This is a genomic window from Oscillospiraceae bacterium (assembly GCA_015065085.1).
Taxonomy (GTDB): Bacteria; Bacillota; Clostridia; order Oscillospirales; family SIG627; genus SIG627.
In genome coordinates this window covers 1-23,977 of sequence record SVQW01000007.1, presented here as the reverse complement: position 1 = coordinate 23,977, position 23,977 = coordinate 1, and the positions used below count along the sequence as shown (strand labels likewise).

Genomic DNA, 23,977 nt, shown 5'->3' with positions numbered 1-23,977 from the left:
ATAAATTACATTATGGTTATGCCGCCGTCGGCAACGATAATAGCGCCGTTGATATAGGACGACTGCTCACCGGCAAGAAACAGTGCGGTTTTCGCAATTTCCTCAGGAAGCCCCCAACGGCGCAGGGGTGTGCCCTTGGTAAGAAAATGCTGTTCGTCGAATTTGGGGTCGTTGAGGTTTGACTCTTTTACCATTTCTGTGCGGATAGCCGCAGGAGCAATGCAGTTTACACGAATATTCTCGGGACCGTACTCCACCGCCATGGATTTTGTCATGGAAACAGTGGCACCCTTTGTTGCGGTGTATGCATCGCACTCGGGTATACCGATAACACCTGCCGAAGACGAGGTGTTGACAATAGCTCCGCCCCCTGCCTTACGCATGAGAGGAATGGCAAACTTTGTGCAGTAGAACATGCCGTTGAGATTGATGGAAATTATCTTGTGCCAGATGTCAAGCGGCAACTCCGACACAATGTTGTCACGTCCGCCCAGGAATACCGAGGCATTGTTATAGAGAATGTCCACTCTGCCGTAAAGACGGTCGATTTCGTTCATGGCGGATATTACCTGGTCGGAATCGGAAATATCGGTCTTTATGAACTTTGCCTTAAAGCCCTTTTCCAGCATTTCCTTTTCCAGCTTTTCGCCTGCCGTAACATTCACGTCCAGCATTACAACCGTCGCTCCCTCGGAGCAGAAAAGACGTGTTCCTGCTTCACCTATTCCGGATGCTCCTCCGGTGATAACGGCAATTTTGTCTTTGAGTAACATGATTTTCTCCTTTCGCGTTTAGAGAAACGTTTCTCTAAATTCATAAAAAAATATTATTTTAATAATCTTGTTTTTTGCAGGGAGATTACCTCTCCCCGCAAGGACTATCATTCCACGTCCGTCAAAAGATACAGTGCAGGACGCACATACACCGTATGAACGGTGGATTTTTCCCCGGTATGATAACTGTTTTTTTCAACCAGGTACTCATACGCCTTTCTCACGCAAAGGCTTCCCACCTTTTTCTGGTTCTGATATACCGTTGCCTGAACAGTGTTATTTTTCATATAATTTCTGAGTTCATCAAAAATATCAGTGCATACCAGCGTTATTTTACCGCTGTACCCCATCTGCTCAATGTAACGGCAGACAGGCTCGGAGGTAGCCGTGGAAACGTAAACCGCATTCACATCACTATGCTCGACGAGCATACGCTTTGCGCACTCGTAAGCCTTTTGTGTGTTATCCTCCGTTTCATAGACATCGCATACCTTACCGCCGAATTTTTCCACTCTTTTGCGGAAAGCATCGGTTTTTTCGCGGTGGGAATCGACACGCAGTGAGCCGGTAAACATAACGGCATTAAGCTTCTTGCCGTGAACACAATGCAAAAAGTCCGCCGCAAGCTTGCCTGCGGAAACAGCATGCGTAACAACAGCGGTGATGCTCTCTATTTCACCCACATCTCCGCCTGCAATAAACACGGGAAGAGAGGATTTTTTAAGCGCCGTCACAAACGTGTCGTTCAGATTGTACATGGACGGACAATAAATAAGCGCGTCAATACGGTTTTCCTTAAGCCACAAAAGAGCGCTCTGAGTGTCGGAATCGGAAAAATCGGAGGAAATATGGTAAAACAGACCGCGCACCTTGTATTTAGCCAGGCTGTCTATCTCTTTCTGAATACCCTCCTGCATGCTTTCAAAGTAATTCTGCCAGTTTGATGGCATGAAAATTCCCAGTGTTATATCCTTTCGTGAAAGGGACTGTGCTACGGCATTAACGCTGTATCCCAGTCTCTGAGCCGTTTCAAGCACCTGTTTACGGCGCTGTTCGCCAACACCCGGCTTACCCGTAAGCGCCTTGTGAACAGTGGAAAGAGAAATATTCAGTTCGCGTGCAATATCCTTAACCGAAACACTTTTCATTCTTTGGGCAACTCCTTTCCGGGAGAAACGTTTTCCTTGCACCATTATAACATAACTTTTTGGGTTTGTCAAGAGCGAGGGGATGTAAAAATCCGTTTTGACCTTTTACATCCCCGATTTCAAATTATATGTTCTTTTTATATATTTTTCTTATATATTCTTCCTTTTTGCCGCATCAAGTATTCTTACGATTGCGGGGCTGAGAATAATGTTGGTGATAAGCTCAAAAACGAAGTTCAGTCCCACAAAGAATACAATAAGATACATTCCTACCGACATTCCCTCTGCCGTTGCACCTGAACTCACTGCATCCATAAAGAAAATAAGCGAGCCCAAAAGGAATATTCCCGTATTCACCACGGGGCATACAACAGCACTTACAACAAGCGCAACATAGCGGTTGAATTTTTCAAGAAGCTTATATACAAGTCCTGCACACAAGCCCGCCAGAATACCCTTTACCATTACGGTAATGATTGTTCCGTGTACACTGAGTCCCAGCCAGAATGCCGCGTCGGGTGTAGCAAAGAATATAACACCTGCCACAGCTCCAAGCCACGCACCTGCGTACGGGCCGCACAAAGCTGAGCCGATGACTACGGGTATGAGGGTCAGTGAAATGGACGCAAATCCGCCGATTTTGATAAACCCGCCGTAGTATGCCAGAACCGCCACAATCGCCGAAAGCAACGCGAGCAGTACCAGCGTTCTGGTGTGCTGTCTTTTTCTGTTTGTGTTTTCCATAAGATTTCCTCCTTGCTGTCGTCCGCTTTTTGCGGTACAACGCATATAAAATTTATATTACCTCTCCTTTGGAGAAATTAATATACAAACCGTATTCAGTTATTTTTACTGTAAAGAATATTAAGCCCCTTAAGAACGAGTGTTTCGTCAATCACAATATCATGCTTGCAGTGCGGAATAATAAGATGCGCTACTCCTCCCGTTGCGTATACGGGGATATCCGAGCCAATTTCGTCGCAAATACGGTCAATCATACCGTCTATCATTGATGCATTTCCGAAAACAACGCCCGAGCGCATACTGTCCGAGGTATTTTTTCCTACAACAAATCTGGGCGCTTCAAGCTCCACCTCGGGAAGCTGAGCCGTGTCCTCCGACAGTGAGTTAAGCCCCATAAGTACGCCGGGTATAATGGAAACACCGATAAAGGCACCCTTATCATTTACAACTGCCATTTTTGTGGCAGTTCCCATATCCACAATCAGCGCGGGACAGCCGTAAATGCCGTTTGCCGCAACGCAGGCGCATATAATATCCGCTCCCACCGAGGAGGGAGTGTCGCAGTGGATGTTGATGCCGGTCTTTATTCCGGGCCCCACCATCAGAGAGTCTATGCCCCAAATAATTCTGACGGCATCCTTCATAACAAGATTAAGCGTGGGAACTACCGAAGAGATTATACAGCCATCTATACATTGCTTATCGATACCGTGCAGTGAAAGAACACCGAGTATTTTAGTTGCAAACTCATCGGCAGTCTTTTTCGCTTCGGTGGAAATACGAACCACAAAGCAAAGCAGGTCGCCTTCAAAGCCGCCAAGAGATATATTTGAATTTCCGATATCTATTGTAAGTATCACAGGCTTCGCCTCTCTTTACATCGTTTGTCTTATTATAGTACATTTTTGTGAATTTTTCAACCCTTGGCATACTCAAACAAAAAAATTCCGTGTGCATTTTCGCACACGGAATTTTTCATACGAAAAGAGATGTATGGAGGATTATCATTTTTTACTGCCGCAGCTGCAGCTCTTACTGCCGCAGGTTTTGGCATGGGGACAGCCTATGCAGGTCTGTCCGCGTTTTTTGGAGCGGTATACGTAAAACGCCGCACCGCCCAGAATAAGTAATAATACTGCAATAATAATCAAATCTGACATAGCTTTTTACGCTTTTTTGAGTGCGTATTCCTCTTTGATTTTCTTGTTGGTGGAATTGATGAGTGATACAATTATTATAACAAATACCGCCACAACCAAAAGACCGCCCAGTGCAGTGCCTATGTTAAGGCTCTGTGCATCGGTAATGAGGGTTCCGATGGTGTAAACGAAATATGACACGGTATATCCCACGCCCATCTGGAGACCTATACCGCCCCACAGCCACTTTGCGCTCTTCATTTCGGCATTCATAGCGCCGATTGCCGCAAAGCAGGGAGGTGTATACAGGTTGAACATCAGGTAAGCCAGCGCCGCAACCTTGGTGATTGCCATAATGCCTGCCGCCTGCGCACCCGCGCCCTCAACGAGAGCCAGCTCATCTGCATTAATGAGATTTTCAAGACCTACAAAGCATACCGCCAGTGTGCCTACAACGTTTTCCTTGGCAATAAAGCCCGTAACCGCCGCCGCGGCAAGCTGCCAGGAAAGAACACCCACGATGGGAACAAGGATATATGCGAAGGGACGTGCAACCCAGGCAAGAATGGATACATCCGATGTCTCGGCAACGGCAAAGGACCAGGTGAAGCTCTGCATTATCTGAACTGCGGTATTACACAGCAGAATGATGGTAGCCGCCTTGACTATGTAAGCCCAGCCGCGTCCGCACATGGATTTGAATGCGCCCCAGAAAGAGGGGACTTTATATTCGGGAAGCTCGATAATAAAATAGGATTTGCGTTTTCGCGCACCTGTTATTGCGTTTACCAGCAGTGCGCCTATGAATATGAGTACGATACCGCTGAGATACATAACAGTGCTTACCCAACCTGCGTCATCAAAGAACGCGCCTGCAAAAAGTGCGATTACTGGAATTTTGGCACCGCAGGGCATAAAGGGAGAAAGCATTGCTGTTGCTCTGCGTTCACGCTCGTTTCTGATGGTACGGCTCGCCATAATACCGGGAACGGCACAACCGATGGTGATAACAAAGGGAATAACGGATTTACCCGAAAGACCGACCTTTTTGAAAATGGGGTCCAGCACTACTGCCACACGGGACATATATCCGCAATCCTCCAGCAGTGCGATGAGGAAGTACATTACCATTACCAGCGGTAAAAATCCGATTACCGCGATAACACCGCCGATGACACCGTCAACAAGCAATGCGTAAAGCAGAGGAGAAGCATCTGCCAGAAGCTCGCCCACCCAGCCCTGGAAGCTTTCAAGCCAGCCTACCAGAAGGTCTGCAACGGGAGTGCCCACCCATACCTGGGAAATCTGGAAAACCAGCCACATAACAACTGCAAATATCGGTATACCCAGCCATTTGTTGGTGAGAACAGCATCTATTTTATCGCCGAAGTTTCTGTCCTTTGTAAGAACCTTACGGGTTTCAACCTTTTTGACAATGCCTTTTACAAACTCAAAGCGCTTGCGGTCAGCCGCCACAACCGCCTCTTTGCTTGTAAGGTCTGTTTCGCCCTGAACATATGGAGCCTTCTGACCCTTTCCTGCCGCTTCCTCAGCCGCCTTTACCACTTCCTTAAGACCGTCTGCCGAGGTGGAAACGGTTTCAACAACGGGACAGCCCAGACTTTCAGAAAGCGCCGCAACGTCTATTTTAGTTTGCTTTTTGGAATTTATATCACTCTTGTTAAGCGCAACCACCACCGGCACACCCAGCTCCATAAGCTGTGTCGTGAAGAACAGGCTTCGGCTGAGGTTGGTGGCATCAACAATATTGATGATTGCATCGGGGTTTTCATTCTTGACATAGGCGCTGGTAATGCTCTCCTCGGATGTAAAGGGGGACATGGAATAAGCGCCGGGAAGGTCTACCGCGATAAGCTCATTACTGCCGTTTATGTAGGCTTTTTTGATGGGGCGTTCCTTTTTGTCTACGGTAACACCCGCCCAGTTGCCCACCTTTTCATTACTGCCGGTCAGGGCATTGTACATTGTGGTTTTACCGGAATTGGGGTTTCCTGCGAGAGCAATTCTCATAGGTAATGTTCCTCCTTAATATAAAAATCCTTGCGGATAAATTTACATTTTGCGTCGGTTAGCCGTGGCTAACCGACCGGTAAAAAAATATATCGGCTTGCGCGATATATTTTATTTTTATACTATAATGGCGCTTGCAAGCTGATTGTCAATATTGTATCTGCCATCCTTGATGGAAACAATACAGCCGCCTTTCAGGTGGGAAATAACGGTAATAGCCTCGCCGCTGTAACAGCCGAGAGAAAACAAAAACGCATCCATTTCCTCGTCATCGGTGTCGATAGCTTTAATGATATATTCTTTTCCCTCTTGCGCTTCTTTCAGATTCATTACAATCACCCGTTCTTATGCAATTAGCATTGGCTAACCGAGGAGCGAAAAAAACGATTAGCCTCGGCTAACTACGTGCATATTTTAGCACACTATTTCTGTTTTGTCAATACTTTTTTCCAAAAAAATCAATTTTGGCACAAGTGACTACCGCAAAAAAACAGTGTCCCCGCTTTTTTGTCAAAAATGCAAAAAAGCGGGGAAAATATTATTTATCAAGCTTTGGCATAAGCGCCAGTATGTCCGGGATGCTTATACTCTGGGGGCATTTTGCAACGCAGGCTTCACATTTTATACAATCCGGAGCACGTTTTCCCTCGGAGCATTTTTCGGCATAAGCATTTTTGAACTCACCCATATCCTTGGTTTCCAGATACTTATTATATGCATCGAAAATAAAGGGGATATCAATTCCCATTGGGCACACCTCGGTGCAATAGCTGCAGGCGGTGCATGGGATGGTTTCAATACGGCGCATTTCGTTGGCGGCATTATACAGTGCCGTCATTTCTTTTTCGCCAAGGGAGAGTTCGGATGAAAACAGCTCTATATTTTCCTTTACCTGCGCCTCGTTTGACATACCGCTGAGTATCACGGAAACATTTTCAAAGCTACCTGCAAATCTCAATGCCATGGCGGCAGAGGACGTATCAGGCGACACCTTATCTATCTCCGCCCGTGCGCGCGGGGAAATGTCAGCCAATTTTCCGCCGCGTACCGGCTCCATGACGATTACGGGTATACCGCGGGCGGTTATCATATCATATTCAAGCTTGGCATTTGCAGAATAATAATCAAGATAATTAAACTGTATCTGCACGAAATCCCACTCGGCAAAGTCCAGCAGCTCTTTAAGCAGCTCAGGCGTGCCGTGGAACGAAAAGCCCAGATTTTTTATTATACCCTTTTTCTTTTTATCAAGGCAGAATTCATAAGCGCCCATAGCCTTAAAGGTTTTCCAGGTGTCCGGTGTCATGGAATGAAGCAGGTAATAGTCGATGTAATCGGTTTTAAGGTCACTTAATTGCTTTTCAAAAATAGTGTGCAAATCCCCGGGAGCTTTTAAGTTCCATGCGGGCATTTTGTTTGCCACATAGTAGCTCGAACGGTCATATTTTGACAGGCATTTGCCCACAAACTCGGCGGATTTGCCGTTATGATAGCCGAAAGCGGTGTCAAAATAATTCACTCCGTTGGCCATTGCATAGTCAAAAAGCGCCTCGGCTTTTTCAAAATTTATTGTCTGATCCTCTTTTACGGGCAGACGCATCGCACCGAAGCCCAGACGGGAAACCATATTACCGCAAAAATCAATTTTTATCATAAAATTCTCCTTATGTTGAGAGTATATTTAATTATATCACACTTAATACTATTTGTAAATAGAAAATTTATTAACGAAAGGCTTGCATATGGACAAAAAGAAAAAAATCCAAAACGAAAGAAAAGACTCTTCCCCTCAGCAAAAAATCTCAAATCCGCCGTCCTCCACAGACCCGCTGGGAAGCTATACCGGCGTTCCCGCCGACCCGGGCGAAGTCCCCACACAGGATGCAGATGACCTGTAAAGCCGGAAAGCTTTTTGCGAATTAAAAAATCAAGTCCGCTCACGCGGACTTGATTTTTTACAGTCTTATTATTTTCTGACAAATTCATGCTCGATGTCATCAATAGTCTTGGTAACCGAGTGGCGGATAGGCTCCCATTTTACACGCTTGAACAGGGCGATAATGGCGATGGGGGCGTAGGTCAGAAGGAACAGGGGAAAAGTGAAAAGATGCAGTATTTTTTTACTGTTTTTACAATTTATCTTGTTCCATTCGGTGATAATGGTAACCGCACCCAGCGCAAAAAACATAAAGTAAAAGCTGAGTACCGTTTTGGCAAGTACCTCAAAAAGCATGGGGATATATGCGGGAGCGATGAACGCAGATATCGCAATGGCGCCGATGTTGATAAGCACACTGGAAATCGTAAGAAGCATTGCGGGGCTGAGCATCATAAGCATATCGTAGCAGGAAAAGCTGCCCTTGAAAATACCCTTAAAAAGCTTCCATCCGTAATGGTAAAGCACCTGATAAAAGCCCTTTGCCCAGCGCAGTCTCTGCTTATAGGAAACGCAGAAGCTGGAGGGCTGTTCGTCGTAAAGCACAGCATCGGCGCAATAGCCGATTTTTTCGCCCTTGATAATGCTGTCGGCAGTAAATTCGATATCCTCGGTGAGAAGATGGTGCACCCAGCCGCCGTTTTCTTCAATAACATCAGCACTTACGAGAAAGCCCGTGCCCGACACGGCACAGCTGTTGCCCAGCTTCATTCTGGCATTGTTGAGATAGCGTGCTTCGCGCAGGAACCACAGTGAATATCCTGCAGTAAGCCAGTTGTCACCATAATTCTTGGAGTTGCGGTAGCTGGTGATTATGCGGTATCCGTTATCAAAGACCTTATTCATATTTTCAATGTAATCGTGCTCAAGAATGTTGTCGGCATCAAAAATTATGTAAGCCTCAAAATTTTTGTGTGCATAATCATTCTTAATATTTGTGAACAGCCAGTCCAGTGCATAGCCCTTGCCCACGTACTCTTTATTGAAGCGCTCATACACAATGGCACCTGCACTGCGCGCGGCATCCGCCGTGTTGTCGGTGCAGTTATCCGCAACCACAAATACGTCAACAAGCTCCGAAGGATAACTTTGCTCCTTGACGCTCTGTATCAGATTTCCTATAACGCAGGCTTCATTTCTTGCAGAAATGACAACGGCATAGCGGTGATTTTTTTTGGCGGTAAATTTTTTCGGCTTTGTGATAAGTCCAATAAACACATAAACAAACTGATAAAAATAACACAGCGTAAATATAACCGAAATAGCAAAGTTCAAGTATATTACTGATTCCATTTACGTTTTCCTCTACTAAAATAGTTGTATAATTAAGCAGATTTTTTACATTTTTATTGATTTTTTTGCATTTTCCTGCAAACACAATTGTGTATTGTATCACAGAATTATGAATTAGTCGTAAACAAAAATATAAATTCACATATTTTCCAATGTTTGCCATTCGAGTTTTTTGCCGTAACATTTTACGGCACACAGCGTATTGCAAGAACAGCAAAGCGCTCTTGCAAAATCCTTTTTTTCTGACAAAAAATGCTGTTTTGTTTACATTGCACAAGAGCGAGTAAAAAATATGTAAAATAATCTAAAAAAAGATTCCACATTTTTTGAAAAAGTACTTGATATTCTCCTATAAATATAGTATAATGTTTTATAGTGCCGAGGATTTTCTTCGGCGGGGAAATATGTCTTTCAGGCAAGGCTGTGTAGTGCCGTTGGGACGCGCATTGTGCGGTACTGCCTGTTTGTTCGTCAAAAGATTGTTAATTTTTAGACAATTCGCGGCGAAATTTCCTATTTATAGATTGAAAAAAATACAGGGCCTTTAAAGGTTCGATTAAGAAGAGGTATTCACCATGAGCAAGATCACCGTCATCGGTGCCGGCAATGTTGGCTCCACCATCGCATATACTCTCACGGTTGCAGGCATAGCATCCGAAATTGTTATGATTGATATCAACGAAAACAAGGCGTTCGGCGAGGCAATGGATATCCGCCAGGGCGTTTCCTTCTGCAGTCCCTGCTCCATTTACTCGGGAGAATATCACGACGCGTCGGGAAGCGATATTGTAATAATCACCTCCGGTGTGGCGAGAAAGCCCGGCCAGACCCGTCTGGAGCTGGCACAGACAAACATCAACATTATCAAGGACATCACTCCCAAAATAACCAAATACGCCCCCGAAGCCTCTTACATAATCGTCAGCAACCCTGTTGACATACTGACCTATGTATTCACCAAGTATTCGGGTATTCCCGAAAACCGTATCATCGGCTCGGGTACGCTTCTTGATTCTGCAAGACTGCGTTCCTACCTGTCTGAATACTACGCAATAAACCAGAACAACATCCATGCTTATGTACTGGGCGAGCACGGGGATTCCTCCTTTGTGCCCTGGTCTCTTGCCAACATTTCCAACATTCCCATTCAGGAATGCGGCAAGGCATTCGCAAGGAACGACAAGGTTCTGCCCGAGCTTAACTATCCCGAGGTAGAGGATTACGTAAGAAAATCCGGTGCTACCGTTATTGCCAACAAGGGTGCAACCTTCTATGCCGTTTCCGCCTCCGTGTGCCACATCTGCAAGGCACTTATGGGTGCGGTAGGTACTACCATGACGGTTTCAACCATGTTCCACGGCGAATACGGTATTGAGGATGTATGTCTGAGCACTCTGTGCAACATGGGCAACATGGTAATACGCAATAAGATTATGATGCCTCTCAATGACGAAGAAATAGTCTACTTCCGCGCCAGCGCACAAAAGCTTAAGGAAACTTTAAAAAGCGTTGAAATATAAATCGAATTACAAATCGGAGGAAATATAAATGGATTACCGTATTGAGCATGACTCCATGGGTGAAATAAAAGTTCCCGCAGACAAGCTGTGGGGCGCGCAGACCCAGAGAAGCCATGAAAACTTTGAAATAGGTGTGGGCATCGAAACAATGCCTGCTGAAATCATTCACGCTTTCGGAATACTCAAAAAAGCCGCTGCTCAGGCAAACGCGGTATTGAAGCCCGAAAAAATGACCGCAAAAAAGCTTGGCTTTATTGAAAAAGCCTGCGACGATGTTATCGCAGGAAAACTGAGTGACAACTTTCCGCTTGTTGTATGGCAAACAGGCTCAGGCACCCAGTCCAACATGAATGCCAACGAGGTTATCGCCAACTACGGCAACAGCATGGCAGGCGAAAAGCTTCTCCATCCCAACGATGACGTAAACATGAGCCAGTCCTCAAACGACACTTTCCCCACCGCAATGCACATTGCGGCGGTACTTATGCTGGAGGACAAGCTTATCCCCGCGGTTCAGACACTTATCGACACCTTCAAGCGTCTTGAGGCGGAAAACGAAGGCATTGTAAAGAGCGGCAGAACACATCTTCAGGATGCAACCCCCATAAAGTTCAGCCAGGAAATAAGCGGCTGGCGCTCCAGTCTCGAAAAGGATGTTGAGCTTATAAAATTAAGCCTTAAGCCTCTGCACGAGCTGGCGCTGGGCGGTACCGCGGTAGGTACGGGACTTAACGCGCATCCCGACTTCGGAAGAGTGGTTGCCGAAAAGGTAAGCGGTATCACAGGCAAGCCCTTTGTCACCGCCGAAAACAAGTTCCATGCTCTCACCTCCAAGGACGAATTGGTATTCGCTCACGGTGCAATAAAGGCACTGGCAGGCGATATGATGAAAATAGCCAACGACGTGCGCTGGCTGGCAAGCGGTCCCCGCGACGGTCTGGGTGAAATATTCATTCCCGAAAACGAGCCCGGCTCCTCCATCATGCCCGGCAAGGTCAACCCCACCCAGTGCGAAGCAGTTACCATGGTAGCCGTACAGGTAATGGGCAACGATGTTGCGGTAGGTATGGCGGCATCCCAGGGCAACTTTGAATTAAACGTATTCATGCCCGTGTGCATTTACAACTTCCTGCAGTCTGCAAGACTTATGGCGGAGGCAATTCTTTCCTTCAACAAGAATTGCGCCTGCGGAATCAAAGCGAACAAAGAGAAAATGCACCACAATCTGCACAATTCTCTCATGCTGGTCACCGCGCTCAACCCTTATATAGGTTACGAAAACGCGGCTAAAACAGCAAAGAAGGCGTTCAAGGACAATATCTCCCTTAAAGAGGCATGTGTCCAGCTTGGATTCCTTACCGCGGAGAAATTCGACGAGGTATTCCATCCCGAGCAGATGGTATGACGGCGTAAGCGCCGAGCCAATTCGCGTGCCAAGCGTAACATAAACATCATGCACGCGAAGAATTTCAACAATAGATTTTGAAAAGAAAAATCTTCCATAATTGCGCATTGCAAATTGCAAATTGCAATTTGCAAATTACTATCAGGAGGTATGAAAGGAAGTATGAAAACAGTATCCTACTTTCCCGGCTGTACTTTAAAGACAAAAGCCAAAATGCTTGACATATACGCCAGAAAAAGCATGGAAAAGCTGGGTGTATGTCTTGAAGAAATAGAAAACTGGCAGTGCTGTGGCGGCGTTTTCACCACTTCGCGTGACGAAATTGCAACAAAGCTCTCCTCTGTCAGAGCGCTCAAGGCGGCACAGGATAAAGGTCAGCCCCTTGTCAGTGTGTGCTCCGCCTGCCACAATGTTATAAAGCAAACCAATCACGCCATGCAAAACGATGCCGAGTTCAGTTCCCATGTCAATAACTACATGGGCGCAGACGGACCCTACGACGGCACCACACAGGTGCTTCATCTTTTGGAGCTGATCCGTGACGAAATCGGTTTTGACAAGGTAAAAGAAGCGGTTGTAAAGCCCCTTGAGGGCAAAAAAATCGGTGCATATTACGGCTGTCTGCTTCTCCGCCCCAGCGGTGTCATGAAGATGGACGACCCCGAAAACCCCACGATTATGGAAAACCTTATCCGCGCTCTGGGCGGTGAGCCCGTTATATATCCTTTCCGCAACGAATGCTGCGGCGGTTACATAGCACTGGAGAATGCCGACAGCGCCAAGGCGCGCAGCAGTAAGGTTTTCGGCAGTGCACAAAGCCACGGTGCAGATATCATCGTTACCGCCTGCCCCCTTTGCAAGTACAACCTTGAAAAGAACGGCTCCACCGTTCCCGTAGTATATTTCACAGAGCTTCTTGCCGAGGCACTGGGTGTCAAGGAGGAACAAGATGCACAATAAAAACGGTCTTAAGGATGAAATTATCCGCATGAGCGGTGTAAATCCCCGCAAGTGTATGCGTTGCGGCAAGTGCTCCGCCACCTGTCCCGCCTACAACGAGATGGAATATCATCCCCATCAGTTTGTTTACATGGTTGAAAACGGCGACATTGAGCCGCTTCTCAACTCAAAATCCATATATCAGTGCCTTACCTGCTTTGCCTGTGTTGAGCGTTGCCCCCGTGCCGTTGAGCCTGCCAAGCTGGTGGAAGCGGTACGTCTTGCGGCAGTACGCAAGCAGGGCGCAAACCACCTCAAGCCCGACGATATTCCCGCGCTTCTGGACGAGGAAATGCCTCAGCAGGCTATTGTCAGCGCTTTGAGAAAATATAATAAATAAGGAGGAAAAGACATAATGCAGAGAATAGGCGTTTTCGTGTGCTGGTGCGGAAGCAATATCGCCGGCACGGTGGATGTACAGGCAGTTTCCGAAGCTCTTAAAAATGAGCCGGGCGTTGTCTTTTCCACAAATTATCAGTATATGTGCTCCCAGGCAGGTCAGGATATTATCAAGGACGCCGTTAAAGAGCACAAGCTCACAGGTATAGTAGTATGCTCCTGCTCCCCCAGAATGCACGAGGCCACCTTCCGCAAGACAGCGGCGGCGGCAGGCTTAAATCCCTACATGGTAGAGATTGCAAACATCCGCGAGCAGTGCTCCTGGGTACATAAGGACATGGCAACAGGTACCGAAAAAGCAATTATTCTGGGCAAGGCGGCGGTTGCAAAGGTTAACCTCAACGCTCCTCTTACCCCCGGTGAAAGCCCCGTTACCAAGCGTGCGCTTGTTATCGGCGGCGGTATCGCAGGTATCCAGACAGCCCTCGACATCGCAGATGCCGGCTTCCCGGTTGACATCGTGGAAATCAAGCCCACCATCGGCGGTAAAATGGCTCAGCTTGATAAAACCTTCCCCACGTTGGACTGTGCGGCTTGTATCCTGACACCTAAAATGGTGGATGTGGCTCAGAACGATAAGATAAGAATTTTCTCATACAGCGAGGTTACCGAAATCAAGGGCTTTGTGGGTAACTTCGACGTTAAAATAAAGAAAAAAGCACGCTTTGTAAAAGAGGATGTATGTACCGGCTGCGGTCTGTGTACCGAAAAATGTCCTCAGAAGAAGGTGCCCAACGAGTTCAATCTCGGCATGGACAACAGACGTGCAATCTACATTCCCTTCGCTCAGGCTGTTCCCAAGGTTGCAACCATCGATGCGGACTATTGTACCATGCTCAAAACAGGCAAGTGCGGTATCTGCTCCAAGGTATGTACCGCAGGTGCTATCGATTACACCCAGAAGGATGAGATAATAGAAGAAAAGTACGGCGCAATCGTTGCGGCTACCGGCTTCAATCCCATCAGCATGGAGAAATTTGACGAATACGCTTATAATCAGTCCAAGGACGTTATAACCTCTCTGGAATTTGAGCGTCTCACCAACGCGGCAGGTCCCTCTGCGGGCAAGCTTCTTCGTCCCTCCGATGGCAAGCACCCCCACACCATCGTGTTTGTACAGTGCGTAGGCTCCAGATGTGCCGCATGTGCCGAAAAAGGCAAGGAGTACTGCTCCAAGATATGCTGTATGTACACCGCTAAGCACGCAATGCTTACAAGAGATAAATATCCCGACACCGACGTATACGTATTCTACATCGACGTGCGTACCCCCGGCAAGAACTTTGACGAGTTCTACCGCCGTGCAGTTGAGGAATACGGCGTACACTATATAAAAGGTATGGTAGGTAAGGTTGCACCCGAGGGCGACAAGCTTATTGTAAAGGCTTCCGACCTTATTGACAACAAACAGCTTACCATTGCCGCAGACCTGGTGGTACTTGCGGCGGCTATCGAGCCTGACAAGTCTGCCAGACCTCTTGCTACCATGCTGACCGCCAGCATGGACACCAACGACTTCTTTACCGAAGCCCATCCCAAGCTGCGTCCCGTTGAAAGCCCCACAGCAGGTGTGTTCCTTTCGGGTACCTGCCAGGGCCCCAAGGATATCCCCGAAACCGTTGCTCAGGCAGGTGCGGCGGCATCCAAGGTTATCGGACTTCTGGCTAAGGACAAGTTGACAGGCAACCCCTGTGTTGCTTCCAGTAACGAGGCTATGTGTAACGGCTGCTCCTCCTGCGAAAAGGTATGTCCCTACGGCGCAATCACCTACGTGGACAAGGAATTCCGTATGCCCGACAGAACCACCAAGATACGCCGCGTTGCATCTGTCAACGAAGCGGTATGTCAGGGCTGCGGATGCTGTACCGTTGCATGCCCGTCGGGTGCTATGGACCTTAAGGGCTTCTTAAACAAACAAATCATGGCGGAGGTAGATGCAATATGCAAATAAACGGTGAATACAAGCCTCTGATTGTGGCTTTCTGCTGTAACTGGTGCTCTTACGCAGGCGCTGACCTTGCGGGAAACAACCGACTGGCTTATCCCGAAAATGTCAAAATCATAAAAGTTCCCTGCTCCTGCCGCGTAAACCCCATGTTTATACTTCGCGCATTTCAGCGCGGTGCCGACGGCGTAATTCTTTGCGGATGCCATCCCGGTGACTGCCACTACACCTCCGGCAACTACTATACAAGACGAAGAATGGCTCTTTTGTTCTCCATGCTTGAATATCTGGGCATAGAAAAAGAGCGTACCCGTGTGGAATGGGTCTCTGCCGCCGAGGGTGCTAAATTCGCGGCGACCATGAACGAGTTTACCGAGGCTGTTGCCGCACTGGGTGAAAACAAGAGATTGGAGGACTTAAGATGCAAAAAATAACAACCGATATGCTCATAGCTAAAGCCTGCGAGCTTATGGAAAACGGCACTGTTCAGTGTGTTGTGGGCTGGAAAAACGGTGAGTTTGCATATGATGTCACTCCCGGCTTTTTCGAGAGCTGTGACGAAATAAAGAAGGATTTTGTATTCGGAGATTTCTGCGGTGCAAACCTTTCAAAATACCTTATAAATCTCACCTCGAAGGTTGAGGGCAAAATCCTTGTGTTCCTCAAGCCCTGCGATACATACAGCTTCAATCAGCTTGTAACCGAGCACAGAATCCCCCGTGAAAAGGTATACATCGTGGGTATCCCCTGCGAGGGCATGGCTGATACCGAAACGGTTAAAAAGCTTGCCGACGGTATTGTGAAAATCACCTGTGAGGGCGAAAATCTCAACATCGAAACTCTTTACGACGGTGTAAAAACCGTGAAGTTCAGTGACGTTATCGCCGAAAGATGCCGTGTGTGCAAGAGCAAAAAGCATGTGGCATACGACGAGCTGATAGGCGAGGACGGCGAGGTTATTGACAGTGCGCGCTTTGACGAGGTGGCACGTCTTGAAAAGCTGACCCCCGACGAAAAATTCGCATTCTGGCAGAACGAATTATCCCGTTGCATCCGTTGCAACGCCTGCCGTAACGTATGTCCTGCCTGCACCTGCGAAAAGTGCGTATTTGACAACCCCGAATCGGGTGTTGAAAACAAGGCGATTTCCGACAGCTTTGAAGAAAAAATGTTCCATATTATACGCGCATTCCACGTTGCGGGAAGATGTACCGACTGCGGAGAATGCTCCCGCGTTTGTCCCCAGTCCATTCCTCTGCATCTTCTCAACCGCAAGTTCATAAAGGACATCAATTCCTTCTACGGCGACTATCAGGCAGGTGCCGAGGCAGGAAGCCGTGCACCGCTTATCGATTACACCCTTAACGACATTGAAGCGGCAGATGCCCTTGCGAAAGGAGAGAATGAAAATGCGTAAGTGTTCACTCACATCTCTTGAAGCGGTTTTTGAAAAGCTCAGTGACGCCATGACGCTGTATCTCCCCGTAGACGCTGAGGCAGGCGCGGAATATAAACAGTGGGAAAAAGGCACTCAAATGTCGGGGGCGCTCAACACCAACCGCAGCCCCAAGGATTTCTTCTTCCCCCAGAGCGAAAACCTGATGGAATTCAAAACCGAGGGTACAAACATAGAAATTATAGACACCCGTAAGGAAAGCGAGGACTTCATCGTATTCGGCGTACGCGCCTGCGATGTAAAGAGCTTTGACGTACTTGATCGCGTATTCCTCACCGAGCCTTACGACAGCTACTACGCCACCCGCCGTGAGCACGGCATAATCTTCTCTCTGGCGTGCAGCCGTCCCGGAGAAACCTGCTTCTGTCAGACCTTCGGAATTGATGCGGCAAACCCCATGGGCGATGTTTCCATGTGGAAATGTGACGGATATATGTACTTCAACGCCAACACCGAAAAGGGTGAAAAGGCATTGGCGCTTATAGAAAGCGTTACCGAGACGGCAGATGACAGTGCCGTTAAGGAAAGTCAGGCAAAAACCCGTGAAATAATGAAAAAGCTTCCTCTTGCAGACCTGAAAGCCGATGCTTTCGGTGCAGGCAAGACGGATAAATTCTTTAATGCTCCCGAGTGGAAGGAGCTGAGCGAAAGCTGTCTGGGATGCGGTACATGTACATTTGTATGCCCCACCTGCCAGTGCTACGATATAAAGGACTTCAAAACGGGTAAGGGCGTAATCAGATACCGTTGCTGGGATTCCTGCATGTACTCCGATTTCACCAAAATGGCACACGGCAACTCCCGAAACTCTCAGCTTGAACGCTTCCGTCAGCGCTTTATGCACAAGCTGGTTTACTACCCCGAAAACAATGACGGCATGTTCAGCTGTGTGGGCTGCGGACGTTGTCTGAATAAATGCCCCATTTCCATGAACATTGTCAAGGTTATGAAGAAATTAGGAGGTAAGGCTGATGAATAACCGCACCGAAGCACTCATTCCCAAAGTCGGCGTTATCACCGACATACGCATGGACACTCCCGATGTCAAGACCTTCCGCGTGGTAACACCCGACGGAAAAAAGGCGTTTGAGCATATGCCCGGTCAGTGTGCAATGCTTTCCATCCCCGGCGTAGGCGAGGCGATGTTCTCCATAACCTCATCTCCCACCAATACGGAATTTATGGAATTTTCCATCAAAAAATGCGGATGTGTCACCGAATGGTTACATCAGGCGACAGTCGGTCAGCAGATAACCATCCGCGGACCTTACGGCAAAAACTTCCCCGTTGATGACGTTTTTGCAGGAAAAGACCTGTTATTCATCGCGGGCGGTATCGGTCTTGCACCGCTTCGCTCTGTAATTAACTACTGCCGTCACTACCGCGACCGCTACGGCAAAATCGATATAGTTTACGGCTCCAGAAGCAAGGACGACCTCGTGGATTACGATGAGATACTCAATGAGTGGCTCAAGGATGATGGAATTGACGTTCACCTCACCATCGACCGCGAGCAGGAGGGCTGGGACGGCCATGTAGGCTTTGTTCCCAACTACGTCAAGGAGCTGGGCTTTGACACCACCAAAACCGCCATCATATGCGGACCTCCCATTATGATTAAGTTCACCTTGGACGGTCTTATGTCACTGGGCTTCGACAAAACCCAGGTTTACACCACCATGGAGCTGAAAATGAAATGCGGTATCGGCAAGTGCGGAAGATGCAACATCGGTGCAAAGTATGTTTGCAAGGATGGTCCTGTATTCAGATGCGATGAGCTGGAAGAGCTTCCTGACGAATATTAATAAAGGGGGAAATTAACATGGAAAATATGGTTAATATATTTCTGTTCGGAAAAAAATATGAAGTTCCGGACAATCTGACTATAATGAACGCGATGGAATATGCCGGCTATCAGCTGGTTCGCGGCTGCGGATGCCGTAACGGCTTCTGCGGTGCATGTGCCACCATTTACAGAATCAAGGGCGACAGAGAATTAAAGAGCTGTCTTGCCTGCCAGACCAAGGTTGAAAACGATATGTATATCGCAACCCTGCCCTTCTTCCCGCTGGTAAAACAGGTTTACGATATGGAAAAAATCAAGCCCACCGAGCAGATAATGATGCAGCTTTACCCTGAGATTTACGCTTGTATCGGCTGTAACGCCTGCACCAAGAGCTGTACTCAGGAGCTTAATGTAATGCAGTACATCGCTTACGCTCAGCGCGGTGAATACGAAAAGTGCGCCGAGGAATCCTTTGACTGCGTAATGTGCGGTGTTTGCTCCGCCAGATGCCCTGCGGGTATTTCTCATCCCCAGGTTGCAATGCTTGCCCGCCGTCTCAACGGTAAATACCTTGCTCCCAAGTGCGACCACCTCGAGGACCGCGTAAAGGAAATCAAGGACGGTACCTTTACCGAGCTTATCGAAGCGCTTATGCAAAAGCCCATTGACGAAATCAAAGAGCTTTACAACACCAGAGAGATTGAGAAATAAGGAGGCGGCTGACAATGTATTCTGAAAATCTGATGGATTCCCTCAAAGCGGTTGAAGCCGCAAGAGATGCCAATATTGCTTACGAGCCTCAGCGCATGACGGCTCAGCAGAAGGAAGACCTTCTTAAGGCTTATCACCCCGACTACAAGGCAGACGAGTTTGAAGAACTCAAAATCGGTCCCAACAAGGGTCAGAAGGTGCCCAAGGAACTGGCAGAAATGCTGCAGGCTCATGCCCGCATAAAGGCAGAGGACATCGACCTTTCAAGTCCCACCTACGATGTTGACGTACTCATCATCGGCGGAGGCGGTGCAGGCTCTTCCGCAGCCATTGAGGCTCACGAAGCAGGCGCAAATGTTATGATAGTTACAAAGCTTCGCATAGGCGATGCCAATACAATGATGGCGGAGGGCGGTATTCAGGCGGCTGACAAGCCCAATGACTCTCCCGCAATCCATTTTGTAGACGCTTTCGGCGGCGGTCACTTTGCCGCAAAGCGTGACCTGCTTTCCAAGCTGGTTTGTGACGCTCCCGATGCAATCGCATGGCTGAGCGAATTGGGTGTTGAGTTTGACAAGGACGCCGAGGGCAACATGATTACCACCCATGGCGGCGGTACATCCCGCAAGCGTATGCATGCCGCAAAGGACTATTCCGGTGCGGAAATCATGCGTACCCTGCGCGACGAGGTTTTAAACCGCGAAATTCCCGTTGTAGATTTCACTGCGGCAATCGAGCTTATACTTGACGAAAACGGCAAGGCGGCAGGCGCAGTGCTTATGAATATGGAAACAAAAGAGCTTATGGTAGCAAAGGCTAAAACCGTTATAATCGCTACCGGCGGTGCAGGACGTATGCACTACCAGGGCTTCCCCACCTCCAACCACTACGGTGCAACCGCCGACGGATTGGTGCTGGGTTACAGAGCAGGTGCTTCTCTGCTTTATGCTGAAACTCTGCAGTATCATCCCACAGGTGCGGCATACCCCGAGCAGATTTTCGGTGCACTGGTTACCGAAAAGGTTCGTTCTCTGGGCGCAAAGCTTATAAACTGCAAGGGCGAGGTTTTCGTTCATCCCCTTGAAACCCGTGACGTTGCGGCGGCTTCCATTATCCGCGAGTGCAACGACCGTAAAAACGGCGTTGAAACAGGAAGCGGCCTGGGTGTATGGCTGGACACTCCCATGATTGAAAAGATAGGTGGCGAAGGCACTATCGAAAAGAGAATCCCCGCAATGATGCGTATGTTCGGCAAATACGGTATCGACATCCGCAAAGAGCCTATCATCGTATACCCCACTCTGCACTACCAGAACGGCGGTCTTGACATCACTCCCGACGGCATGACCACCAATGTTGAAAATCTGTTTGTAGCAGGTGAGGCTGTGGGCGGTATCCACGGCAGAAACCGTCTGATGGGTAACTCGCTTCTTGACATCATCGTATTCGGACGCGGTGCAGGTAAGAGCGCGGCGGCTAAGTGCAAGGATGTTAAGGTAGGCAAGCTCACACTTGACCACATTGCTAAGTTCGAGGCAGAAATCGAGAGCGCAGGCATCGCTACCGACGCCGTATCTCCCAAGCTTCTCCCCGATTACACCAGAAAACACTAAGGGGGAAATCATAATGACTTTATTCGGCGGAGTAATCTCCATAACCGGCATTTCTTTTCTGATGTTCTGCGTGCTTGCCATTGCAGCGGCAGGCTATGCATTAGGAAGAATCACCATAAAAGGTGTCTCGCTCGGTACTGCGGGCGTATTTATCGTTGCCCTTGTTTTCGGATGCCTTTTCTACAAGCAGCTTGATGCACAGCTTGTTACAAGCTCCGTTTCTTACACCACCAATGCTCTTAAAATAATTGAAAACCTGGGACTTATCCTGTTTGTTACCTCGGTAGGCTTCATTGCAGGTCCCAAGTTCTTCAGCAACATGAAGAAAAACTTCAAATCCTATGTTCTTCTGGGTCTTATCATCATTATAGCAGGCGGTATCTCGGCTGTCGGATGTATTTACGCAGGACGCGCATTGGGTGAAGCAAATCACGAGGAATTCACCGCTATGGTAGTAGGTCTTTTGTCGGGCTCCCTTACCTCCACCCCGGCATTCAGTGCAGCAAAGGACACTGTTAACCCCATTTATGAAAATGCGGTTTCGGTAGGACACGGCATAGCCTACATTTTCGGTGTATTGGGTGTTGTTCTCTTTGTACAGCTGGTCCCCAAGTTCTGCCGTGCAAACATGGCAGAAGAGCGTGAAAAACTCACCATCGCCAGCGACGGTGCCGAAAAGAAAGCATACGCAGGCAAGCTCATTCACCTTGACGGCTTCGGATTTTGCGCATTTGCACTTGCGGCTATTGTAGGTATATTTGTGGGTATGATCAAAATCCCCCTTACCGCAAACGGCCTTTCCGGCACTACCTTCAGCCTTACCACCACAGGCGGATGTCTTTTGGTTGCCCTTATATTCGGTCACTTCGGCAGAATAGGCAAAATAAGCCTTATGCCCGACGAGCACACTCTCAAGGTGTTCCGTGAATTGGGTCTTATGCTGTTCCTTATCGGCGCAGGTGTTGCAGGCGGTGCAAAGTTCATTGAATACTTTGACCCCATGTACTTTATCTACGGCGCGATAATGACCATATTCCCCATGATTATCGGTTTTATCTTTGCAAAATATGTGCTCAAGCTCAGCCTTTTCAACAATTTGGGCTCTATCACCGGCGGTATGACAAGTACTCCCGCACTGGGCACACTTATCAATGTCGCAGGTACCGAGGACGTTGCCGCGGCTTATGCCGCAACCTATCCCATCGCACTTATCGCGGTGGTGTTGGTTTCACAGTTCTTAATAATATTGTTCTGATTTAAAAATAAAAAAATTGCAGGAGTTGCCCAAGTGTTCTCAAGGACACTTGGGCAGTTTTATTCGCCTTACGGCGAGTTTTATTGCTTCGCAGTGATAGATATTGCCTCCGGCAGTTTATGGCGAATAAAATAACACTGAAATCGCAAGATTTCAATATCACTTCCCGAATGGGAAATATCACTCTGTGCGAAAGGCACAGAATATCACGATATAAAAAAATACTACCCGGAAAAGAGCTTTGTTTTCTCTTCTTCGGGTAGTTTTGTCGTATACTGTTGCAAGCAGGAATTTTGTGTGCCAAATTTCGTTTATATTAAAGATAACTGTCCTTAGCAACCCTGCTCTTTAAGCTCCTGCAATTTTTATTTGCTTTTAAAAAATGACCTTATTGAGCTGAACGCCTTTGTCAGTCAGTCGGGTACAAACTCGCACTTGGGACCTGCAACGTAGTAGTTGAACTGATCCTGAATTCCTGCCTCCGCAGTAGTACCGCGGTGAACAATGCAACGGTACTTAAAGGTCATGCTTTCGCCATCTTTTATCACTCTGTCACCGCCGATATAGAAGTTATTGGGGGCATACAGACCGTAGTTACGGGAGTGCCAGTAGGAGGGGTAAGTGTCGTTGTCGGGATTATCAAGCAGAGCAACACCGTAGGTAAATCCGTTTGTGGTTTTGCCGTAGTAATCGCAGAAGAAGGAGCGCTTCATCCAGATTTCGTCCTCATTGATACCGCCATGTGAATCCTCAATGGTTCCTGTACGGTCGGCACGCAGATTTTCATCCATACGCACTGCAACGGGACCCGCTTCCTTGGTAGAGCCCAGAGTTACATCACCGTAGTTGGCAAAAAGGGTAAGCTCCATATCCATAATAACAAATTCGCCGATAGGGTTATAGAATCTTACAGTGGTACGGTCGTCGCACAAGGGCTTGCCGGAGTTATCCGTCCAGGTATTTACGGCATCAAAGCCCGCAGTAACAGCACCGCCCGCAATAATTTCAGCAGATTTATTCTTGATATAGCCGTGGGTACCCTCCGGCTCGTTCCAGGTATCTATTCCGTTAACCGCACCGTGGCTGAACCAGATGGAGCGGTGGTGGGGGTGTTCCTTGATTTCAAAATCGTAACGGGTAATGTTTTCGCCGTTTTTGGTGGTGATAGGGCCTATGTGGGGCTTTGCAAAGCCGATATCATACTGATACGCGGTGTAGAATTCGCCATCGATATTTATATTGATCTTACCCTTATCCGCCACGCTCTCTATTCTTGCCGGGGGAGCGGAATCAAAATCGGGCACAAGCACTGCCTGAGTACCCTTTTCCATATACATCACAATAAAATCGATACGGTACTGACCGTTTTTATCTTTTGAAAGCTGTGCGGGAATTCTGTCTCTGCCGTCCTTAAGCCAGAAAGAGCATTCCTTAAGCTCTTTATCACTGTCAAACATAAATGTTACGGGGCAATTCTGAATATTGCGGTTGGCGCCTGCCGTAAGCTTAATAGGTTTAATGGTTTTCATATCAGAAAATCTCCTTATGTATTTTGTAGGTTTTATTTTATCAATAAAGTATTAACACACTAAATCGGCATTTATTAATAATATGTAAATTATAATAATAAATCTAAAATCTCATCAATATTTTACATTATAAACTGTTTTTTTGACAGATTTTATGATAATATTTCTATAGCCGAAAAGAGCCGAACAAGAGTGAGGTAAGATACGAAAACGAAGTCGACAAAAAGCCTGTTTAGGGCATTTTCTTCGTTAAAATCCTCGCAAATCCGATAGGATTTGACTGCGGTTTTGCCTT

At 47.5% G+C, this 23,977-nt stretch carries 21 protein-coding genes; 12 read left to right on the top strand and 9 right to left on the bottom strand.

Annotated elements, in window-relative coordinates; genetic code table 11:
- Positions 1-5: 5 nt before the first annotated feature.
- The 8 genes from E7588_06135 to E7588_06100 form a co-directional block, all read right to left on the bottom strand.
- Positions 6-773: an SDR family oxidoreductase gene (locus E7588_06135; GenBank protein ID MBE6688841.1), complete on the bottom strand. Its 768-nt coding sequence runs from the start codon at positions 771-773 to the stop codon at positions 6-8.
- Positions 774-880: 107 nt separating this feature from the next.
- Positions 881-1,966, bottom strand: a complete 1,086-nt coding sequence (locus E7588_06130) for a LacI family DNA-binding transcriptional regulator (protein MBE6688840.1) — start codon at positions 1,964-1,966, stop codon at positions 881-883.
- Positions 1,967-2,071: 105 nt separating this feature from the next.
- A complete protein-coding gene (locus E7588_06125; protein MBE6688839.1) occupies positions 2,072-2,665 on the bottom strand; it encodes an ECF transporter S component in 594 nt (197 codons plus the stop codon).
- Positions 2,666-2,760: 95 nt separating this feature from the next.
- The gene (locus tag E7588_06120) at positions 2,761-3,525 is read right to left on the bottom strand and encodes a type III pantothenate kinase (GenBank protein ID MBE6688838.1); all 765 of its coding nucleotides are present in this window, start codon (positions 3,523-3,525) and stop codon (positions 2,761-2,763) included.
- Between the two features lie 306 nt (positions 3,526-3,831).
- Positions 3,832-5,835, bottom strand: coding sequence for a ferrous iron transporter B (locus E7588_06115; GenBank protein MBE6688837.1), 2,004 nt, complete (start codon positions 5,833-5,835; stop codon positions 3,832-3,834).
- Positions 5,836-5,952: 117 nt separating this feature from the next.
- Complete coding sequence (locus E7588_06110; GenBank protein MBE6688836.1) at positions 5,953-6,165, bottom strand: ferrous iron transport protein A; 213 nt, start codon at positions 6,163-6,165, stop codon at positions 5,953-5,955.
- Between the two features lie 208 nt (positions 6,166-6,373).
- On the bottom strand, positions 6,374-7,489 hold the full coding sequence (locus tag E7588_06105) for a 4Fe-4S dicluster domain-containing protein (protein MBE6688835.1): 1,116 nt from the start codon (positions 7,487-7,489) through the stop codon (positions 6,374-6,376).
- Between the two features lie 312 nt (positions 7,490-7,801).
- On the bottom strand, positions 7,802-9,064 hold the full coding sequence (locus E7588_06100; GenBank protein ID MBE6688834.1) for a glycosyltransferase: 1,263 nt from the start codon (positions 9,062-9,064) through the stop codon (positions 7,802-7,804).
- Between the two features lie 575 nt (positions 9,065-9,639).
- Between E7588_06100 and E7588_06095 the strand changes: the two genes are divergently transcribed.
- From E7588_06095 to E7588_06040, 12 genes are all read left to right on the top strand, one after another.
- On the top strand, positions 9,640-10,584 hold the full coding sequence (locus E7588_06095) for an L-lactate dehydrogenase (protein ID MBE6688833.1): 945 nt from the start codon (positions 9,640-9,642) through the stop codon (positions 10,582-10,584).
- Positions 10,585-10,612: 28 nt separating this feature from the next.
- The gene (gene fumC, locus E7588_06090) at positions 10,613-11,989 is read left to right on the top strand and encodes a class II fumarate hydratase (protein MBE6688832.1); all 1,377 of its coding nucleotides are present in this window, start codon (positions 10,613-10,615) and stop codon (positions 11,987-11,989) included.
- Between the two features lie 162 nt (positions 11,990-12,151).
- Positions 12,152-12,949 (top strand): disulfide reductase, encoded by a 798-nt coding sequence (locus E7588_06085; GenBank protein ID MBE6688831.1) that lies wholly within the window; start codon positions 12,152-12,154, stop codon positions 12,947-12,949.
- Complete coding sequence (locus E7588_06080) at positions 12,939-13,328, top strand: 4Fe-4S dicluster domain-containing protein (GenBank protein MBE6688830.1); 390 nt, start codon at positions 12,939-12,941, stop codon at positions 13,326-13,328. Before E7588_06085 ends, E7588_06080 begins: the two co-directional genes overlap by 11 nt.
- A gap of 15 nt (positions 13,329-13,343) precedes the next feature.
- Positions 13,344-15,338: a CoB--CoM heterodisulfide reductase iron-sulfur subunit A family protein gene (locus tag E7588_06075; protein MBE6688829.1), complete on the top strand. Its 1,995-nt coding sequence runs from the start codon at positions 13,344-13,346 to the stop codon at positions 15,336-15,338.
- Entirely contained in the window at positions 15,329-15,766 is a 438-nt protein-coding gene (locus tag E7588_06070) for a hydrogenase iron-sulfur subunit (GenBank protein ID MBE6688828.1), read from the top strand. Before E7588_06075 ends, E7588_06070 begins: the two co-directional genes overlap by 10 nt.
- Positions 15,754-16,749, top strand: coding sequence for a 4Fe-4S ferredoxin (locus tag E7588_06065; protein ID MBE6688827.1), 996 nt, complete (start codon positions 15,754-15,756; stop codon positions 16,747-16,749). The genes E7588_06070 and E7588_06065 overlap by 13 nt, the downstream gene beginning before the upstream one ends.
- Entirely contained in the window at positions 16,742-17,767 is a 1,026-nt protein-coding gene (locus E7588_06060) for a 4Fe-4S ferredoxin (GenBank protein ID MBE6688826.1), read from the top strand. Before E7588_06065 ends, E7588_06060 begins: the two co-directional genes overlap by 8 nt.
- On the top strand, positions 17,760-18,593 hold the full coding sequence (locus E7588_06055; protein MBE6688825.1) for a hydrogenase: 834 nt from the start codon (positions 17,760-17,762) through the stop codon (positions 18,591-18,593). The genes E7588_06060 and E7588_06055 overlap by 8 nt, the downstream gene beginning before the upstream one ends.
- Positions 18,594-18,610: 17 nt before the next feature.
- On the top strand, positions 18,611-19,285 hold the full coding sequence (locus E7588_06050; protein MBE6688824.1) for a 2Fe-2S iron-sulfur cluster binding domain-containing protein: 675 nt from the start codon (positions 18,611-18,613) through the stop codon (positions 19,283-19,285).
- A 14-nt stretch (positions 19,286-19,299) separates the two neighbouring features.
- Positions 19,300-20,898, top strand: coding sequence for an FAD-dependent oxidoreductase (locus E7588_06045; protein ID MBE6688823.1), 1,599 nt, complete (start codon positions 19,300-19,302; stop codon positions 20,896-20,898).
- 13 nt (positions 20,899-20,911) lie between these two features.
- Positions 20,912-22,153, top strand: a complete 1,242-nt coding sequence (locus tag E7588_06040; GenBank protein ID MBE6688822.1) for a permease — start codon at positions 20,912-20,914, stop codon at positions 22,151-22,153.
- 413 nt (positions 22,154-22,566) lie between these two features.
- Here the strand turns inward: E7588_06040 and E7588_06035 are convergent, their stop codons facing one another.
- Complete coding sequence (locus tag E7588_06035; protein MBE6688821.1) at positions 22,567-23,682, bottom strand: hypothetical protein; 1,116 nt, start codon at positions 23,680-23,682, stop codon at positions 22,567-22,569.
- Positions 23,683-23,977: the final 295 nt, after the last annotated feature.